The organism is Streptomyces sp. NPDC001920, from assembly GCF_053594495.1.
This window is the reverse complement of sequence record NZ_JBSFEP010000002.1, coordinates 110,336-127,387: the sequence shown is the minus strand read 5'-3', so window position 1 is coordinate 127,387 and position 17,052 is coordinate 110,336. Positions and strand designations below refer to the sequence as shown.

The following is a 17,052-nucleotide window of genomic DNA, read 5'->3' as shown; positions in this document are numbered from 1 at the left end:
AATGAATGGAGTTGCCCGGGCCCGCTCACTTGTGCCGCACAACTGGGGCAAGGCCGTGTTTCTTTGCCGGAAAATCGTTCGACCATTCCGGTGGGAGTTACTCTCTGCCTCAACCCCGACCGCCCGGGCGGTCCTGGGAGGGGGCGCATTTCACGGATTTCAGGGACGTAAGAGGGCGGGAAGGGCAACTGCGTATGCAGGGCACGATCGACGGATTCAGCTACGGACTCGTCACACCGCTGGTGGCCTATCTGATGGCCTGCCTCGGCGGTGCGCTCGGTCTGCGCTGCACCACCAGATCGATGCTCGTCCCGCAGTCCTGCCGCCCGGGGTGGCTCGCTCTGGCGGCGGCGGCCATCGGCTCCGGCATATGGACCATGCACTTCGTCGCGATGATGGGCTTCACCGTCGAGGAGACGCCCATCCACTACGACAAAGCGATGACGTTCGCGAGCCTCGCCGTCGCCATCGTCATGGTGGGCATCGGGATCTTCATCGTCGGCTACAAGGGCGCCCGTGGAACGGCCCTGTTCACCGGCGGCACCATCACCGGTCTGGGCATAGCCTCCATGCACTATCTCGGCATGGCCGGGATGCGACTGGGCGGAAGGCTGGAATACAACACCTTCACCGTCGCCGTCTCCGTGGTCATAGCCATGGTGGCGGCCACCGCCGCATTGTGGGCCGCAGGACAGGTCAGAGGATTTCTCTGGAGCGTGGGCGCGAGCCTCGTGATGGGACTCGCCGTCAGCGGCATGCACTACACCGGCATGGCCGCCCTCAGCGTCCACCTCCACGACACCGACGTCCCCACCGCGGGCGACTCGCCCGCCGCCCTGGTCGCGCCGATGCTGGTCGGCCCGCTCGCGTTCCTGCTGCTCGCGGGCCTGGTCGTGCTCCTCGACCCGTGGATCGTCACGGGGAACCCCCCAGCGCCCCCCGCCGAGCCCAAACCGGGTGTCCCGGCCCGCCCCGCCGTCCCGCACCGGGCTCACCGGCCCCGGCTGCGCGTCCGCCCGAACCAGGACCGACGCGGGTCCCGAGCTCCGCAGAACCACTGATCCGGACGCGTTGTCAGTGGGGGGTCGTACGGTGGATTCCATGCGGCCCGTTTCCCAGATCGAACGCACGGTGGCGCCCTTCGAGGTCGTCAGCCCCTACCGGCCCAGCGGCGACCAGCCGCAGGCCATCGCCGAGCTCGCCCGGCGCATCGAAGCCGGCGAGAAGGACGTCGTCCTGCTCGGCGCGACCGGCACAGGAAAGTCCGCCACCACCGCGTGGATGATCGAAAAGCTTCAGCGCCCCACCCTGGTGATGGCGCCGAACAAGACTCTGGCCGCCCAGCTGGCGAACGAATTCCGCGAGCTCCTGCCGAACAACGCCGTCGAATACTTCGTCTCGTACTACGACTACTACCAGCCCGAGGCCTACGTCCCGCAGTCGGACACCTACATCGAGAAGGACTCCTCGATCAACGAGGAGGTCGAGCGCCTGCGGCACTCCGCGACCAACTCACTGCTCACCCGCCGTGACGTCGTCGTGGTCGCCTCGGTCTCCTGCATCTACGGACTCGGCACCCCGCAGGAGTACGTGGACCGTATGGTCCCCCTCAAGGTCGGCGAGGAGATCGACCGGGACGAGCTGCTGCGCCGCTTCGTGGACATCCAGTACACACGCAACGACCTGGCCTTCAGCCGGGGCACCTTCCGCGTGCGCGGCGACACCATCGAGATCTTCCCGGTCTACGAGGAGCTCGCCGTACGCATCGAGATGTTCGGCGACGAGATCGAGGCCCTGTCCACACTCCACCCGCTCACCGGCGAGATCATCAGCGACGACCAGCAGTTGTACGTCTTCCCCGCCTCCCACTACGTCGCCGGCCCCGAGCGCATGGAGCGGGCCGTCAACGACATCGAGAAGGAGCTGGGGGAGCGCCTCACCGAGCTGGAGAAGCAGGGCAAGCTGCTGGAAGCCCAGCGCCTGCGGATGCGCACGACCTACGACCTGGAGATGCTCCGCCAGATCGGCACCTGCTCCGGCGTCGAGAACTACTCCATGCACTTCGACGGCCGCTCGCCCGGCTCCCCGCCCAACACCCTGCTGGACTACTTCCCGGACGACTTCCTGCTCGTCATCGACGAGTCGCACGTCACCGTGCCGCAGATCGGAGCCATGTACGAGGGTGACGCGTCCCGCAAGCGCACCCTCGTCGACCACGGCTTCCGCCTTCCTTCCGCCCTGGACAACCGCCCCCTGAAGTGGGAGGAGTTCCAGGAGCGCATCGGGCAGACCGTCTACCTGTCGGCGACCCCGGGAACCTACGAGCTCTCCCGCTCGGACGGCCATGTCGAGCAGATCATCCGGCCCACCGGCCTCGTCGACCCGGAGGTCGTGGTCAAGCCCACCGAGGGGCAGATCGACGACCTGGTCCACGAGATCCGCGCACGCGTCGAGAAGGACGAGCGCGTCCTGGTCACCACCCTCACCAAGAAGATGGCCGAGGACCTCACGGACTACTTCCTGGAGCTCGGCATCCAGGTGCGCTACCTGCACAGCGACGTCGACACGCTGCGCCGGGTCGAGCTGCTGCGCGAGCTGCGCTCCGGCGAGTTCGACGTCCTCGTCGGCATCAACCTCCTCCGCGAGGGGCTCGACCTTCCCGAGGTGTCCCTGGTCGCGATCCTCGACGCCGACAAGGAGGGCTTCCTGCGCTCCGGGACCTCCCTCATCCAGACCATCGGCCGCGCGGCGCGCAATGTCTCCGGTCAGGTCCACATGTACGCCGACAAGATCACACCGGCGATGGAGAAGGCCATCGACGAGACCAACCGCCGCCGGGAGAAGCAGGTCGCCTACAACAAGGCGAACGGCATCGACCCCCAGCCGCTGCGTAAGAAGATCAACGACATCGTCGCGCAGATCGCGCGCGAGGACGTCGACACGGAGCAGTTGCTGGGCAGCGGCTACCGAGCGAAGAAGGACGGCCGGGGCACCAAGGCTCCCGTTCCCTCTCTCGGTGACAAGGCGGCCAAGGGCACGAAGGCGTCCAAGTCGGCGAAGGGCAAGGCCGCGGAGAAAGTGCCGACCGACCGCCCGGCGGCCGAGCTCGCCGAGCAGATCGAGGAGTTGACGGCGCGTATGCGCGCCGCCGCCGCGGATCTGCAGTTCGAGATCGCGGCCCGGTTGCGCGACGAGGTGTCCGAGATGAAGAAGGAACTGCGCCAGATGAAGGAGGCGGGCCTGGCCTGACGGCCCACGGGCGCCGGTCACCGACCCCGGGACCGGCGCCCTCGAACGGCCTGAACCGCCCCGCCGGGCACGCCCTGTGTTGCAAGACCGACACAAAGTGCGGACCGGGGTACGTCACTGTCAGTGCTCCTGCGTAGGGTTCTGGTCATCCGCGGAGTCCGCGGCCAACAGGGGACAGCTCGAGAGGGGATTCAGCACGTGACCGTCAACATGACCAAGGGTCAGGCCATCAGTCTGCAGAAGAACGACGGGGGCAGCCTGACCGCGGTACGCATGGGTCTCGGCTGGCAGGCGGCTCCCCGGCGCGGCCTGTTCGGCTCCCGCACCCGGGAGGTCGACCTGGACGCGTCCGCCGTTCTGTTCGCGGACAAGCAGCCCGTGGACGTCGTCTTCTTCCGTCACCTGGTGAGCGACGACGGCTCCGTCCGCCACACCGGTGACAACCTCGTCGGCGGTGTCGGCCAGGGCGGCGACGACGAGGCGATCCTCGTCGACCTCGCGCGCGTGCCGGTCCACATCGACCAGATCGTCTTCACCGTGAACTCCTTCACGGGCCAGACCTTCCAGGAGGTGCAGAACGCGTTCTGCCGCCTGGTCGACGAGACCAACGGCCAGGAGCTGGCCCGCTACACCCTCGCGGGCGGCGGCGCCTACACGGCGCAGATCATGGCGAAGGTGCACCGCTCGGGCCCGGGCTGGTCGATGACGGCCCTCGGTACCCCGGCCAACGGCCGCACCTTCCAGGACCTGATGCCGGCGATCCTGCCGACCCTGTAAGGCCCGCCCGGCGAGCGGCACTCGACAAGACAAGCGACACAGGGGGACGAAGTCATGACGGCCGAGCTGGTGCGGGGGCAGAACCACCCGCTCTCCCAGACCCGTCTGGAGATCAGGGTCTCGGCCGGAACGCCGATCGTGGCCGGAGCCACGCTCGGCGACGACGAGGGCAGGATCCACGGGGTCGAATGGGTGGCCCACCCGGGCGCCCCGACCCTGCCCGGCCTTGAGGTCTCACGCCAGGCGGCCGCCGACCACCGTCTTGCGGTGGACCTGGACGCCATGCCCGAGGCCGTCCACCGCGTCAGCGTGCTGCTCGCCCTGCCCGCCGGGGTCGGCGGTCCGACCCGCTTCGGCGCCGTGGCCACCCCCTTCGTCGCGGTCACCGGCCTGGACGGCACCGAGGTCGCCAGCTACACGATCACCGGCCTTGAGGCGGAGTCGGCCGTGGTCGCCCTGGAGCTCTACCGTCGACAGGACGCCTGGAAGGTGCGTGCCATCGGCCAGGGTTACGCCGGTGGTCTCGCCGACCTCCTCACCGACCAGGGCCTGTCCCAGGCCCATCAGCTGGCCGGCAGCATCAACGAAGCGGTGGCCCAGGGCATGGCCCGCTCCGTGCCGGCACCCTCCGCACGGACGGACGGCGACCGTTCCCGGCAGGCCGCCGCACCCGCACTCGGCCCCGAGCAGGCAGGCTCCGCACCGCAGAGCTCCTCCGGGGCCGTACCCCAGCAGCCGACATCGCCCTACGGCACCCAGACGCCCGGTGCGCCCGGCCAGCCGGCGCCGCAGATGCCGTATCAGGGCCCGACCGGCAGCGGTGACCCCGCCCAGCCGTCGACGCCCACCTCCGGCGGCCCGATCGACTACAGCCACCCCCGCCGTCGGAACGCGGCTCCCCCGCCGCCTCCGCCGACCGCGCCTGCGGCCCAGCCCGGACAACCGGCTCAGCCCGTCGCGGGTGACGCCACCGGCTGGTCCATGGACGAGCGGCTGTACAACCAGGTGTGGGGCATGTTCGAGGACCTGGCTCGCACGACCGCCGCCTACCGCAGCGCGGTCGACTTCGCCGACTCCCGCATGGAAAAGGAGCTCGACCAGGTCCTGTCGGACCCGCGCAGCCGGATCGGCGGACAGGGCGACGCCGCGCGCGAGGCCGCAGAGGCCAAGCACGCCCAGCTCATCAGCCAGGCGAGGGCGACGCTCGACCGGGACCTCGCCCAGCTCACCGCCGAGGCCGAGGTCGTCGAACCCGCGCTGCCGCCCGCGTACGCACGCTGGGACAATCCCGTCTGGCACGGTTACCGCGTACCGATGGAGATTCCCATGGCCGTGCGCCTGGGCGACCTCCACCTGCCCGAGAGCACCCAGTTGCGCATACCGATGCTGATCCGGCTGCCGCTGGAGCGCGGTCTGTGGATCGACAGTGGTCGCAGTGGTTCGATCGACGGCTCGTTCACCGACGCCCACGACCTGCGGCGCCTCGCGATGGAGACGGCCGTGGCGCACGCGGCCCGGCTGCTCGCCGTCCACCCGGCGGGCGAGTTCACCGTGCATGTCGCCGACCCTGCCGGTTCGGGAGCACAGGCGCTCGTCCCCCTCGTGCAGAGCGGCGCGCTCGCGGGTCCGCCGGCGGTGGGCGCGGGCGGAGTGGCCGACATCCTCGCGCGGCTCACCCAGCGCGTCGACCTCGTGCAGATGGCGCTGCGCGCCGGCGCCCCCGACTCGCTGCCGCCCGGGTTCGACACCTCCCAGCAGCTCCTCATCGTCAACGACTTCCCGCACGGCTTCGACGACCGGGCCGTCAATCAGCTGCGCTACCTCGCGGACGAGGGACCCGCAGTCGGCGTCCACCTGATGATGGTCGCGGACCGTGAGGAAGCTGCCGCCTACGGCCCGTTGCTCGACCCGCTGTGGCGTTCGCTGCTGCGACTGACCCCCGTCCCCGACGACCACCTGGCCGACCCCTGGGTGGGGCATGCCTGGACCTACGAGCCTTCGCTCGTGCCGCCTGGCAGCCAGGTCCTCCAGCAGGTGCTCAGGCAGGTCGCCGAAGCTCGGGCCAAGTACAGGTAAAGCGCCTCTGACCAGCACACTTGGCCTTCTTTTTGCCAAGCACTTTACCTTCCCTTGGTGATTGGGGTAGAGTTCATCCCACGGAGGGGAGTACTCCCTGTCTAGTGCGACGTACCCGTCAATACGGATCCGGCCAGATCCCGGGGCGTCGGCCCATCGTGGGTGGAAGAGACCTCCGGCGCGCGACGACGCTGACATTTGCCGTTACGACTGCCGGAGGCGCAGTGGAAGTTTCCACGACCCTGTGGGTCCTGACCATCGTGGGCCTTGCCGCCCTGATCGCGGTCGACTTCTTCATCGGCCGCAAGCCGCATGACGTGTCGATCAAGGAAGCAGGTATCTGGACGGTCGTCTGGATCGTCCTGGCCGCCCTCTTCGGGCTGGGCCTGCTGTTCTTCGGGGGCGGGCAGCCCGCCGGCGAGTTCTTCGCGGGCTTCATCACCGAGAAGTCGCTGAGCGTCGACAACCTCTTCGTCTTCGTTCTGATCATGGCGAAGTTCGCGGTGCCGTCCCAGTACCAGCAGAGGGTGCTGCTCATCGGTGTCCTCATAGCCCTGGTGCTGCGCGCCGTCTTCATCGCCGCGGGCGCCGCCATCATCGCCAGCTTCTCCTGGGTGTTCTACATCTTCGGCGCCTTCCTGATCTGGACCGCCTGGAAGCTCGTCCAGGAGGCGCGGGCCGACGAGGAGGACGAGGAGTACGAGGAGAACAAGCTCCTCAAGGCGGCCGAGCGCAGGTTCGGCGTCGCCGACCGTTACCACGGCACCAAGCTGTGGATCCAGGAGAACGGCAAGCGGGTCATGACCCCGATGCTGGTCGTGATGCTGGCGATCGGCACCACCGACGTGCTGTTCGCCCTGGACTCCATCCCCGCGATCTTCGGCCTGACGCAGGACCCGTACATCGTGTTCACGGCCAACGCCTTCGCCCTGATGGGTCTGAGGCAGTTGTACTTCCTGATCGGTGGCCTGCTGAAGAAGCTGGTCCACCTCAGCTACGGCCTGTCGGTCATCCTGGGCTTCATCGGCGTCAAGCTGGTGCTGCACGCGCTGCACGAGTCCGGCGTCCACGTCCCCGAGATCAGCATTCCGGTCTCGCTCGGCGTGATCTGCTCGGTCCTGGTGATCACCACGATCACCAGCCTGAGGGCTTCCAAGAAGCAGGCGGCGGCCGAGGCGGCGCAGGAGAGGAGCGAAGGCGCTCCGAAGGACAGCATCGACGTCTGACCCCGTCGAACGTAGGAAGAACCAACACCGGGAGTGGTGCCCAGCGAATTGCCGAGCACCGCTCCCGGTGCTTCTTTGGGCGCTGGGGTGTTCCCGTCGGGGACACCACGGCCGGGTGGAGGCACCTGTGGACGCACCCATGAAGTTCGTACAGATCATCGACTTCGAGACCGAGCGTATCGACGAGATGCGGGAACTCACCCAGGACACCGAGCAACGCCTTGCCGGGCGCAGCGGTGGCCCCAGGCGCCGCCTCGTCCTCAAGGACCGGGGCCGGCCCGACAGGTACCTCGTGGTGGTCGAGTTCGACTCCCACGAGGACGCCATGCGCAACAGCGATGACCCCGAGACGACCAAGTTCGCGGAGCAGATGGCCGCGCTGTGCACCAGGCCGCCGTCCTTCACGGACTGTGACGTACAGGAGATGACCGATTTCGCGTAGCGACACACACCGCACCAAGGCCCCGCACCCCGAGGGCTCGGGGCCGCTCGACCACCAAGCGGACCGGAATGCGGACCCCCAAGGGCTCTGCGACGATCGCTCCATGATCGCTCGGCTGAGGCCGCTCACGACTCGTTGGACGTCCTTCGTGCCGGTGCTCGCGGTCGTCCTGCTGGTCTTCACCTGGGGGCGGGACCTGCCCGGCGCGGTCGTGGCCGTGGTGACGCTGGTTCTCGCGGGGGCCGTGCTGTCCGCCGTGCACCATGCCGAAGTGATCGCTCACCGGGTCGGTGAACCTTTCGGCTCCTTGGTCCTCGCGGTCGCCGTCACGATCATCGAGGTCGCCCTGATCGTGACCCTGATGGCGGACGGCGGGGACAAGAGCTCCACCCTCGCCCGGGACACGGTCTTCGCCGCCGTGATGATCACCTGCAACGGCATCGTCGGCCTGTGCCTGCTGGTCGCCTCTCTGCGGCACCGGACGGCGGTCTTCAACCCCGAGGGCACCGGGGCCGCGCTCGCCACCGTCGCCACCCTGGCCACGCTCAGCCTGGTGCTGCCCACGTTCACCACGAGCAAGCCCGGGCCGGAATTCTCCACCGTGCAGCTGACGTTCGCCGCGGTGTCCTCGCTGATCCTGTACGGCCTGTTCGTGGCGACCCAGACCGTACGGCACCGCGACTACTTCCTCCCCATCACCCGGCAGGGCGAGGTGATCGCCGCCGACGACCATGCCGACGCTCCCTCGGCCCGCACCGCGCTGATCAGCCTGGGACTGCTGGGCCTGGCACTGATCGGCGTGGTGGGCCTGGCCAAGGGGGTGTCGCCCACCATCGAGTCCGGGGTGGCGGCGGCCGATCTGCCGCACGCCGTCGTCGGCGTGGTCATCGCCCTGCTCGTGCTGCTGCCCGAGACCATCGCCGCGCTGCGCTCCGCGCGCCGGGACCGTGTGCAGACCAGCCTGAACCTCGCGCTCGGCTCTGCGATGGCCAGCATCGGTCTGACCATTCCCGCGGTCGCCCTGGCTTCCCTCTGGCTCTCCGGCCCGCTCGTCCTCGGCCTCGGCCCCACCCACATGGTGCTGCTGGCCCTGACGGTGGTGGTGAGCTCGCTGACGGTGGTGCCGGGGAGGGCGACGCCACTCCAAGGAGGCGTCCACCTGGTGCTGTTCGCGGCCTACCTGGAACTCGCGATCAATCCGTAGCCGCACAGGCGACCTGCCGGGCAGGCGAACCGCCGCACGGGCAACACCGTGGCGCAGCCGCACCCAGCATGGTCACGGTGTTCCGGGGCCCGTCACCCCGTGGCGGGCTCCGCCGCCGCGGCCGGCGCGGGACGTGTCTCCGGCAGCAGCGCGAAGCACCCCAGGCTGAGCAGCGCGACCCCCGTCAGATACGCCCCCACCGCCCAGGGCACCCGGCCGCCCTGCTCGGCGAGCGCCGTCGCCACGAGGGGGGTGAGCGCGCCCCCGAGGACACCACCGAGGTTGTAGCCCACCGCGGCGCCCGTGCAGCGCACCCGGGGCTCGTACAACTCCGGCAGATACGCGGCGATCACGGCGAACATGGTGATGAACGCGAGCATCGCCCCGAGGAAACCCAGGAACATCGGCAGCGGCGCGCCCGTGGCGAGAAGCGCGACCATCGGGAACATCCACAGCGCGGCGGCAGCGCACCCGATCAGGGCCAGCGGCCGACGCCCGTACCGGTCACCGAGCAGCGCGGCCAGCGGAGTGAGCGCGCCCTTCACCACCACCGCCCCCATGATGCAGGTCAGCATGACACTGCGGCTCACCCCGAGCCGCTCCGTGCCGTAGGCGAGGGACCAGGTCGTCACGGTGTAGAAGATCGCGTATCCGACCGACAGCGCTCCGGCCGTGAGCAGCAGGAGCCGCCAGTGGTCACGTACGACTTCGACGAGCGGCACGCGCGCGTGGCTGTCGAGTTCGAGGAACCGGGGGCTCTCCGTGAGCGAAGACCGAAGCCACAGCCCCACCAGGGCCAGGACTCCCGCCGCCCAGAACGGCACCCGCCAGCCCCACTGCGCGAACTGCGCCTCGGAGAGGGTCGCCGACAGTGCGAGCACCACTCCGTTGGCCAGCAGGAAACCGAGCGCCGGCCCGACCTGCGGAAAGCTCGACCACAGACCGCGCCGGTCGGCCGGCGCGTGCTCCACGGTCAGCAGGACCGCCCCGCCCCACTCACCGCCGAGGCCCAGCCCTTGGAGGAAACGCAGCACGAGCAGCAGCAGGGGAGCGGTCACGCCGATCGTGTCGTACGTCGGTACGCAGCCGACCGCGACCGTGGAGGCGCCGGTCAGCAGCAGCGAGGCGACGAGAACCGGCCGGCGCCCGTGCCGGTCGCCGATGTGTCCGAACAGCACCGAGCCCAAGGGCCGCGCCACGAAGCCCACGCCGAACGTCGCGAACGCGGCCAGGGTGCCCGCCAACGGGGAGAACGTCGGGAAGAACAGCGGTCCCAGAACCAGAGCGGCCGCTGTCCCGTAGACGAAGAAGTCGTAGAACTCGATGGCCGTGCCGGCGAGCGAGGCCGCCGCGAGCCGCAGCATGGAGGGCGCCCTTACGGTGCGTACGTCGTGCATGCCGCGTCAACTACCCACCGTGACCGTCGGTTACGGGGGCGCTCGGGGGTGGTCGGTCGACGTCAGTATGTGACCGTGATGCGCCGGGCGGGGCCGTCGACGCGGACGGCACCGCCGTAAGGGATCACGAGTTGGGGGTCGGTGTGCCCGAAGTCGACATCAAAGACGATCATGGTCTCGGGCGCGTACGTCCGCATGGCGCGCAGGACGGCCTCGCGCTGCTCGGTGGCGTAACGAGCGCCCTCCTCCGGGCCGTTGGGGCGCTGGAAGGACCAGGTTCGCGCACGGCCCATCAGCAGCGCCGAGAAACGCTGGAGCAGCCCGCGCTCGCCCATGCTCCGGAGCGTCCAGAAGACCTCGTCGGCGCTCGGCAGCGCCTCCGACGTCTCCAGCAGCAGCACTGCGCCGTCGTACTCCGAGAGATCCCGCGCGATCTCGCGGTCCGCCATCAGCAGCCAGCCGAGGATCTCCAGACAGCCGCCCCATGTCGGCCCGTCCACCACACGGTCGGCGTTGACCCAGGTCCAGGCATCGGCAGGCCGCATCCCCGGCTCCGCCCCGAACGTCGCCGGATCGGCCCAGTCGCCATTGACGTCGTTCCAGCGCTCGGCCGGCTCCAGTTCGTACTCGCCCGGCGTGAACAAGGCGGCGCGCAGCGACTCGGCCGTCTGCGGGTTCATGGCGCCGGGTCGGCCCAGCTCGCACATCACGGTGGCGCCGTGGAAGCCGACGATGCCGCTGTTGCGCAGGAACATGAGCAGATTGGTGTTGTCGCTCATCCCGAAGAACGGCTTCGGGTTCGCCCGGACCAACTCCCGGTCCAGCCACGGCAGCACCGTGATCTGGTCGTCGCCGCCGATCGACGCGATGACGGCCCCGATGTCCGGGTCGGCGAACGCGGCGTGGATGTCGTCGGCCCGCTCCCGCGGTGACGCCCCCATCTTGCGGGTCGCCGGATACTCCACGGGTTCGAGCTTGTACTCCGTACGCAGTCGTTCCAGGCCCAGTTCGTAGGGCCGGGGGTAGAGCTCGGGCAGGCCGGCGCCGGGCGAGACGACGGCGATACGGTCCCCGGGGGAGGGCTTGGGCGGATACGAGATCATGGTCATCTGCGGAGGGTAGGACCCGAGGTGCCCTGCGTGCACCGTGATAAACCGGGTCCGAGCAGCGGTCCTGCACGGACCGCCCCACCCCGAACGGACCGGAGGAACCATGCCCCGCAGCCTGGCCAACGCCCCGATCATGATCCTCAACGGCCCCAACCTGAACCTGCTCGGCCAGCGCCAGCCGGAGATCTACGGTTCCGAGACCCTGGCGGACGTCGAGGCCCTGTGCGCCAAGGCGGCGGCCGCGCACGGCGGCACGATCGACTTCCGGCAGTCCAACCACGAGGGTGAGTTGGTCGACTGGATCCACGAGGCGCGGCTGAACCACTGCGGCATCGTGATCAACCCCGGTGCCTACTCGCACACCTCCGTGGCGATCCTGGATGCGCTCAACACCTGCGACGGGCTTCCTGTGGTGGAGGTCCACATCTCCAACATCCACAAGCGCGAGTCGTTCCGGCACCACTCGTACGTCTCGCTGCGCGCCGAGGGTGTCATCGCGGGGTGCGGTGTGCAGGGGTACGTCTTCGGGGTGGAGCGGGTCGCGGCGCTGGCGGGGGCGGGGCGTGCGGACACCTGACGTACGGGCCGGAGGCAGGAGCCTCGCCGGTGTGGTCCGGGCAGCCGCCGGGGCCGCCGGTCGAGGGCGGGGATTGAGGGACCGGCGGCCCGTACCGCTCAGGAGCCGTCATCCTGCGCGGGGCTGACTCCAGTTGACTGCGCAACAACGTCCGCCGGGAGCGCGCGTAGGGCACCGGCGTGTGCGAACGGTTCACACGGGGTGTGTGCGGCGCGCGGCCGCACATGTGCGCCCGGCGCGCGCTCTGTTAACGCGCGCCACCGGGTCCGCGTTCACCAGCCGCGCTCGCGCCACTCCGGCAGATGCGGCCGTTCCCGGCCCAGCGTCGTGTCGTTGCCGTGTCCCGGGTAGACCCAGGTCTCGTCCGGCAGCGCGTCGAAGATCTTCGTCTCGACGTCGTGGATCAGGCTGGCGAACGCGTCGGGATCCTTGCGGGTGTTGCCCACACCGCCGGGGAACAGACAGTCCCCGGTGAACACATGGGGGTGCCCGTGCGGGTCGTCGTAGATCAGGGCGATCGAACCCGGTGTGTGCCCGACCAGGTGGCGTGCGATGAGGTCCACGTGCCCCACCCGGATGGTGTCGCCGTCGTCGACGAGAACGTCGGTGGGCACCGGAATGCCGTCGGCGTCGTGCCGGCCGGCGTACGTGCGCGCGCCGGTGGCCTCGACGACCGCGGCGAGCGCCTGCCAGTGGTCGCCGTGCTGGTGTGTGGTGACGACGGACGCGATGCCGTCGTCACCGATCATGCCCAGCAGCGCGTCCGCGTCGTTCGCGGCGTCGATCAGCAGTTGCTCGTCCGTGGCCCGGCAGCGCAGCAGGTAGGCGTTGTTGTCCATCGGGCCGACCGCGATCTTGGTGATCATCAGGTCCTTGAGCTCGTGCACGTCGGCGGGGCCACCGACCGTCACCTGTCCGCTGTAGGTCATGTCGGCAGCCTATAGCGGCACAGCGGTCCGCGGACCGTCCAGGCGTCCGGTGCCAGAGGTGGGCGCTACAGCGGCGGAAGCGACGGCAGCGGACCGCCCTCCGTACTCAGTGCGGACCCGTCACGGCGCCCGGCGAGCCAGCCGAGCAGATCGGGCGCGGACCCGCGGACGGCGATCTCTGCCGCGTTCGCCTCCCGGCCGGTGCTCCACGCGCGCGTGCCGTCCGTGAGCCGGGTCGGCGGTACGTCGGGGTGCCCGCTGAACCGTTCCGTGAGGAAGTCGATCTCCCGTTCCACGAACTCCGCCGGCAGATCCTCCAGCTCGTACCCGATACCGAGATCCACGTGATGCAGCTCCACCTCCACCCAACGCCGGAACGGCACCCGGGCCGCCGCGTCGGTGACGCCGTTGCGCAGCTCCACCGTGCGGGACCAGTCCGCGGGGGCGGCACCCGTCTCCTGGAAACGGGCGGCGCTCTCGCGCACGTCGGCGAGCTGGACGTCGAGGGGGCGCGGGGCGTCACGCTCGATGTCGGCGTCCCGGGTGGCGGCGGAGGCGTACATGGGGCGTCCTTCGAGGACGTTCACGAGGGCGTCCGCGTTGCGGGCGAGGTGCGCGAGGACGTGGCCGCGGCTCCAGCCAGGGAGCCGTGACGGCTCGGCCACCGAGGCGTTGTCCAGTTTGGCCGCTGCGGTGAGCAGTCGTTCGGTCGCGTCATGTACAGACACCAGGTCACGAGCGTGATCAATCATGGTGCTGACATTAGCCCCGCCACACCTTCGGGTGAAGGTGGTGAACGGGTGCCGTAAATCGAATGCGCGTGCTATAGGGTCGGACGTGGCGTCGGGCATGCTGGATGGCCCGGGATTGTTGTCCCATTCGGTAATCCGACCGGCGTTGTCAGTGGCTCCCCCTAGTCTGAGAAAGCACGGGGGCCTCGCCCCTGTCACTTCTCTCAAGAAAGGTGCGGACCGGCGTGGCCGACCGTCTCATCGTCCGTGGCGCGCGCGAGCACAACCTGAAGAATGTCTCGCTCGACCTGCCGCGCGACTCGCTCATCGTCTTCACGGGCCTGTCGGGGTCGGGCAAGTCCTCGCTGGCCTTCGACACCATCTTCGCCGAGGGCCAGCGGCGCTACGTCGAGTCGCTGTCGTCGTACGCCCGGCAGTTCCTCGGCCAGATGGACAAGCCGGACGTCGACTTCATCGAGGGCCTCTCCCCGGCGGTCTCCATCGACCAGAAGTCGACCTCGCGCAACCCGCGCTCGACGGTCGGCACCATCACCGAGGTCTACGACTACCTGCGTCTGCTCTTCGCGCGCATCGGCAAGCCGCACTGCCCCCAGTGCCGCCGCCCGATCTCGCGCCAGTCGCCGCAGGCCATCGTCGACAAGGTGCTGGAGCTGCCGGAGGGGAGCCGCTTCCAGGTGCTGTCGCCGCTGGTGCGCGAGCGCAAGGGCGAGTTCGTCGACCTCTTCGCCGACCTCCAGACCAAGGGCTACTCCCGCGCGCGTGTGGACGGCGAGACGATCCAGCTGTCCAACCCGCCCACGCTGAAGAAGCAGGAGAAGCACACCATCGAGGTGGTCGTCGACCGCCTCACGGTGAAGGACTCCGCCAAGCGCCGCCTCACCGACTCCGTGGAGACCGCGCTCGGCCTGTCCGGCGGCATGGTCGTGCTCGACTTCGTCGACCTCCCCGAGGACGACCCCGAGCGCGAGCGGATGTACTCGGAGCACCTGTACTGCCCGTACGACGACCTCTCCTTCGAGGAGCTGGAGCCGCGCTCCTTCTCCTTCAACTCGCCGTTCGGCGCCTGCCCCGAGTGCACCGGTATCGGTACGCGCATGGAGGTCGACCCCGAGCTGATCGTCCCGGACGAGGACAAGTCGCTCGACGAGGGCGCGATCCACCCCTGGTCGCACGGCCACACCAAGGACTACTTCGGCCGGCTGATCGGCGCCCTCGCGGACGCCTTGGGATTCCGCACGGACATCCCCTTCGCGGGCCTGCCGCAGCGCGCGAAGAAGGCGCTCCTCAACGGCCACAAGACGCAGATCGAGGTCCGCTACCGCAACCGGTACGGTCGCGAGCGCGTGTACACCACGCCGTTCGAAGGTGCCGTCCCCTTCGTCAAGCGCCGGCACAGCGAGGCCGAGAGCGACGCCAGCCGTGAGCGCTTCGAGGGCTATATGCGCGAGGTGCCCTGCCCGACCTGCGAGGGCACCCGCCTGAAGCCGATCGTCCTCGCGGTCACGATCATGGAGAAGTCGATCGCCGAGGTCTCCGCGATGTCCATCAGCGACTGCGCGGACTTCCTGGGCGAGCTGAAGCTCAACGCCCGCGACAAGAAGATCGCCGAGCGCGTGCTGAAGGAGGTCAACGAGCGGCTGCGGTTCCTGGTCGACGTCGGCCTGGACTACCTCTCGCTGAACCGTGCGGCGGGCACGCTCTCCGGTGGTGAGGCCCAGCGCATCCGCCTCGCCACCCAGATCGGCTCCGGGCTCGTCGGCGTCCTGTACGTCCTCGACGAGCCGTCCATCGGCCTGCACCAGCGCGACAACCACCGGTTGATCGAGACCCTGGTCCGGCTGCGCGACATGGGCAACACGCTCATCGTCGTCGAGCACGACGAGGACACGATCAAGACCGCCGACTGGATCGTCGACATCGGCCCCGGTGCCGGTGAGCACGGCGGCAAGGTCGTGCACAGCGGCTCGCTGAAGGAGTTGCTGGCCAACGCCGAGTCGCAGACCGGCCAGTACCTGTCAGGCAAGAAGTCCATCCCCCTGCCGGACATCCGCCGTCCGCAGGACCCGTCCCGGAAGCTCACGGTGCACGGCGCCCGTGAGAACAACCTCCAGGACATCGACGTCTCCTTCCCGCTGGGCGTGTTCACCGCGGTCACCGGCGTCTCGGGCTCCGGAAAGTCGACGCTGGTCAACGACATCCTGTACACGCACCTGGCCCGCGAGCTCAACGGCGCCCGCAACGTCCCAGGGCGGCACACGCGCGTGGAGGGCGACGACCTCGTCGACAAGGTCGTGCACGTCGACCAGTCGCCCATCGGCCGCACCCCGCGCTCGAACCCGGCGACGTACACCGGCGTCTTCGACCACATCCGCAAGCTGTTCGCCGAGACCACCGAGGCGAAGGTCCGTGGCTACATGCCGGGCCGCTTCTCCTTCAACGTCAAGGGCGGCCGCTGCGAGAACTGCGCGGGCGACGGCACGATCAAGATCGAGATGAACTTCCTGCCGGACGTGTACGTCCCGTGCGAGGTCTGCCACGGCGCCCGGTACAACCGGGAGACCCTGGAGGTCCACTACAAGGGCAAGTCCATCGCCGAGGTCCTGAACATGCCGATCGAGGAGGCGACCTCGTTCTTCGAGGCAGTCCCCGCCATCGCCCGGCACCTCAACACGCTGAAGGACGTCGGTCTCGGCTACGTCCGCCTCGGCCAGTCAGCGACCACCCTGTCCGGTGGTGAGGCCCAGCGTGTGAAGCTCGCCAGCGAGCTCCAGAAGCGCTCCACCGGCCGCACGGTCTACGTCCTCGACGAGCCGACCACCGGTCTGCACTTCGAGGACATCAGCAAGCTGCTGAAGGTCCTCTCCGGACTGGTGGACAAGGGCAACACGGTCATCGTCATCGAGCACAACCTCGACGTGATCAAGACCGCCGACTGGATCGTCGACATGGGCCCCGAGGGCGGTGCCGGCGGCGGCCTCGTCATCGCCGAGGGCACGCCGGAGGAGGTGGCCGCTGTCCCGACCAGCCATACCGGCAAGTTCCTGCGCGAGATCCTCGGAGCCGATCGGATCAGCGATGCGTCCTCGGTGAAGGCCCCGCGCAAGGCGGCGGCCAAGAAGACGGTCGCGGCAGGGGCGACGACGCGGAGGACGGCGACGGCCAGGACCGCGAAGACGGTCAACAACAAGGCCACCGACAAGGCGGCCGGAGCCGCCAAGAAGACGGCAGCGGCGAAAAGGGCGGCACCCGTCAAGAAGGCGGCACCCGCGAAGAAGACGACGCGGGCGCGCAAGGCCTGAGGCTGGCCGGAGCCC

13 protein-coding genes are annotated in these 17,052 nt (G+C 69.2%); 9 read left to right on the top strand and 4 right to left on the bottom strand.

Annotated features, from left to right (window positions below; genetic code table 11):
• The first annotated feature begins 194 nt into the window (after positions 1–194).
• The 7 genes from ACWCPI_RS03130 (at position 195) to ACWCPI_RS03100 (ending at position 8,974) form a co-directional block, all read left to right on the top strand.
• Positions 195–1,061 carry an MHYT domain-containing protein gene (locus ACWCPI_RS03130; protein WP_451036460.1) on the top strand — a complete coding sequence of 289 codons (867 nt, stop codon included), beginning with the start codon at positions 195–197 and terminating at the stop codon, positions 1,059–1,061.
• Between the two features lie 40 nt (positions 1,062–1,101).
• Positions 1,102–3,249, top strand: a complete 2,148-nt coding sequence (gene uvrB, locus ACWCPI_RS03125; RefSeq protein WP_451036459.1) for an excinuclease ABC subunit UvrB — start codon at positions 1,102–1,104, stop codon at positions 3,247–3,249.
• A 198-nt stretch (positions 3,250–3,447) separates the two neighbouring features.
• Positions 3,448–4,026: a TerD family protein gene (locus tag ACWCPI_RS03120; protein WP_451036458.1), complete on the top strand. Its 579-nt coding sequence runs from the start codon at positions 3,448–3,450 to the stop codon at positions 4,024–4,026.
• 54 nt (positions 4,027–4,080) lie between these two features.
• Entirely contained in the window at positions 4,081–6,102 is a 2,022-nt protein-coding gene (locus ACWCPI_RS03115) for a TerD family protein (RefSeq protein WP_451036457.1), read from the top strand.
• A gap of 224 nt (positions 6,103–6,326) precedes the next feature.
• Positions 6,327–7,328: a TerC/Alx family metal homeostasis membrane protein gene (locus tag ACWCPI_RS03110; RefSeq protein WP_451036456.1), complete on the top strand. Its 1,002-nt coding sequence runs from the start codon at positions 6,327–6,329 to the stop codon at positions 7,326–7,328.
• A gap of 139 nt (positions 7,329–7,467) precedes the next feature.
• A complete protein-coding gene (locus ACWCPI_RS03105) occupies positions 7,468–7,770 on the top strand; it encodes a hypothetical protein (RefSeq protein WP_451036455.1) in 303 nt (100 codons plus the stop codon).
• 103 nt (positions 7,771–7,873) lie between these two features.
• On the top strand, positions 7,874–8,974 hold the full coding sequence (locus tag ACWCPI_RS03100) for a calcium:proton antiporter (RefSeq protein WP_451036454.1): 1,101 nt from the start codon (positions 7,874–7,876) through the stop codon (positions 8,972–8,974).
• A 92-nt stretch (positions 8,975–9,066) separates the two neighbouring features.
• Here ACWCPI_RS03100 and ACWCPI_RS03095 read toward each other — a convergent pair whose 3' ends face one another.
• Together ACWCPI_RS03095 and ACWCPI_RS03090 are read right to left on the bottom strand one after the other, a co-directional pair.
• Complete coding sequence (locus ACWCPI_RS03095) at positions 9,067–10,371, bottom strand: MFS transporter (RefSeq protein ID WP_451036453.1); 1,305 nt, start codon at positions 10,369–10,371, stop codon at positions 9,067–9,069.
• A 62-nt stretch (positions 10,372–10,433) separates the two neighbouring features.
• On the bottom strand, positions 10,434–11,480 hold the full coding sequence (locus ACWCPI_RS03090) for a S66 family peptidase (protein ID WP_451036452.1): 1,047 nt from the start codon (positions 11,478–11,480) through the stop codon (positions 10,434–10,436).
• Positions 11,481–11,583: 103 nt separating this feature from the next.
• Between ACWCPI_RS03090 and aroQ the strand changes: the two genes are divergently transcribed.
• The gene (gene aroQ, locus ACWCPI_RS03085; RefSeq protein ID WP_451036451.1) at positions 11,584–12,057 is read left to right on the top strand and encodes a type II 3-dehydroquinate dehydratase; all 474 of its coding nucleotides are present in this window, start codon (positions 11,584–11,586) and stop codon (positions 12,055–12,057) included.
• A gap of 272 nt (positions 12,058–12,329) precedes the next feature.
• On the opposite strand, the gene ACWCPI_RS03080 is transcribed toward aroQ, so the two are convergent.
• The gene (locus tag ACWCPI_RS03080) at positions 12,330–12,986 is read right to left on the bottom strand and encodes an MBL fold metallo-hydrolase (protein WP_451036450.1); all 657 of its coding nucleotides are present in this window, start codon (positions 12,984–12,986) and stop codon (positions 12,330–12,332) included.
• A gap of 65 nt (positions 12,987–13,051) precedes the next feature.
• On the bottom strand, positions 13,052–13,738 hold the full coding sequence (locus tag ACWCPI_RS03075; protein ID WP_451036449.1) for a maleylpyruvate isomerase family mycothiol-dependent enzyme: 687 nt from the start codon (positions 13,736–13,738) through the stop codon (positions 13,052–13,054).
• 224 nt (positions 13,739–13,962) lie between these two features.
• Between ACWCPI_RS03075 and uvrA the strand changes: the two genes are divergently transcribed.
• On the top strand, positions 13,963–17,037 hold the full coding sequence (uvrA, locus tag ACWCPI_RS03070) for an excinuclease ABC subunit UvrA (protein WP_451036448.1): 3,075 nt from the start codon (positions 13,963–13,965) through the stop codon (positions 17,035–17,037).
• The last annotated feature ends 15 nt before the right edge of the window (positions 17,038–17,052 follow it).

What these genes read in the sequence shown, in the direction of transcription:
- ACWCPI_RS03075 (WP_451036449.1), bottom strand. Translation starts at nt 13,738, where the DNA reads ATGATTGATCACGCTCGTGACCTGGTGTCTGTACATGACGCGACCGAA.
- ACWCPI_RS03100 (WP_451036454.1), top strand. Translation starts at nt 7,874, where the DNA reads ATGATCGCTCGGCTGAGGCCGCTCACGACTCGTTGGACGTCCTTCGTG.
- ACWCPI_RS03130 (WP_451036460.1), top strand. Translation starts at nt 195, where the DNA reads ATGCAGGGCACGATCGACGGATTCAGCTACGGACTCGTCACACCGCTG.
- ACWCPI_RS03090 (WP_451036452.1), bottom strand. Translation starts at nt 11,480, where the DNA reads ATGACCATGATCTCGTATCCGCCCAAGCCCTCCCCCGGGGACCGTATC.
- uvrB (WP_451036459.1), top strand. Translation starts at nt 1,102, where the DNA reads ATGCGGCCCGTTTCCCAGATCGAACGCACGGTGGCGCCCTTCGAGGTC.
- ACWCPI_RS03080 (WP_451036450.1), bottom strand. Translation starts at nt 12,986, where the DNA reads ATGACCTACAGCGGACAGGTGACGGTCGGTGGCCCCGCCGACGTGCAC.
- aroQ (WP_451036451.1), top strand. Translation starts at nt 11,584, where the DNA reads ATGCCCCGCAGCCTGGCCAACGCCCCGATCATGATCCTCAACGGCCCC.
- ACWCPI_RS03115 (WP_451036457.1), top strand. Translation starts at nt 4,081, where the DNA reads ATGACGGCCGAGCTGGTGCGGGGGCAGAACCACCCGCTCTCCCAGACC.
- ACWCPI_RS03105 (WP_451036455.1), top strand. Translation starts at nt 7,468, where the DNA reads ATGAAGTTCGTACAGATCATCGACTTCGAGACCGAGCGTATCGACGAG.
- ACWCPI_RS03095 (WP_451036453.1), bottom strand. Translation starts at nt 10,371, where the DNA reads ATGCACGACGTACGCACCGTAAGGGCGCCCTCCATGCTGCGGCTCGCG.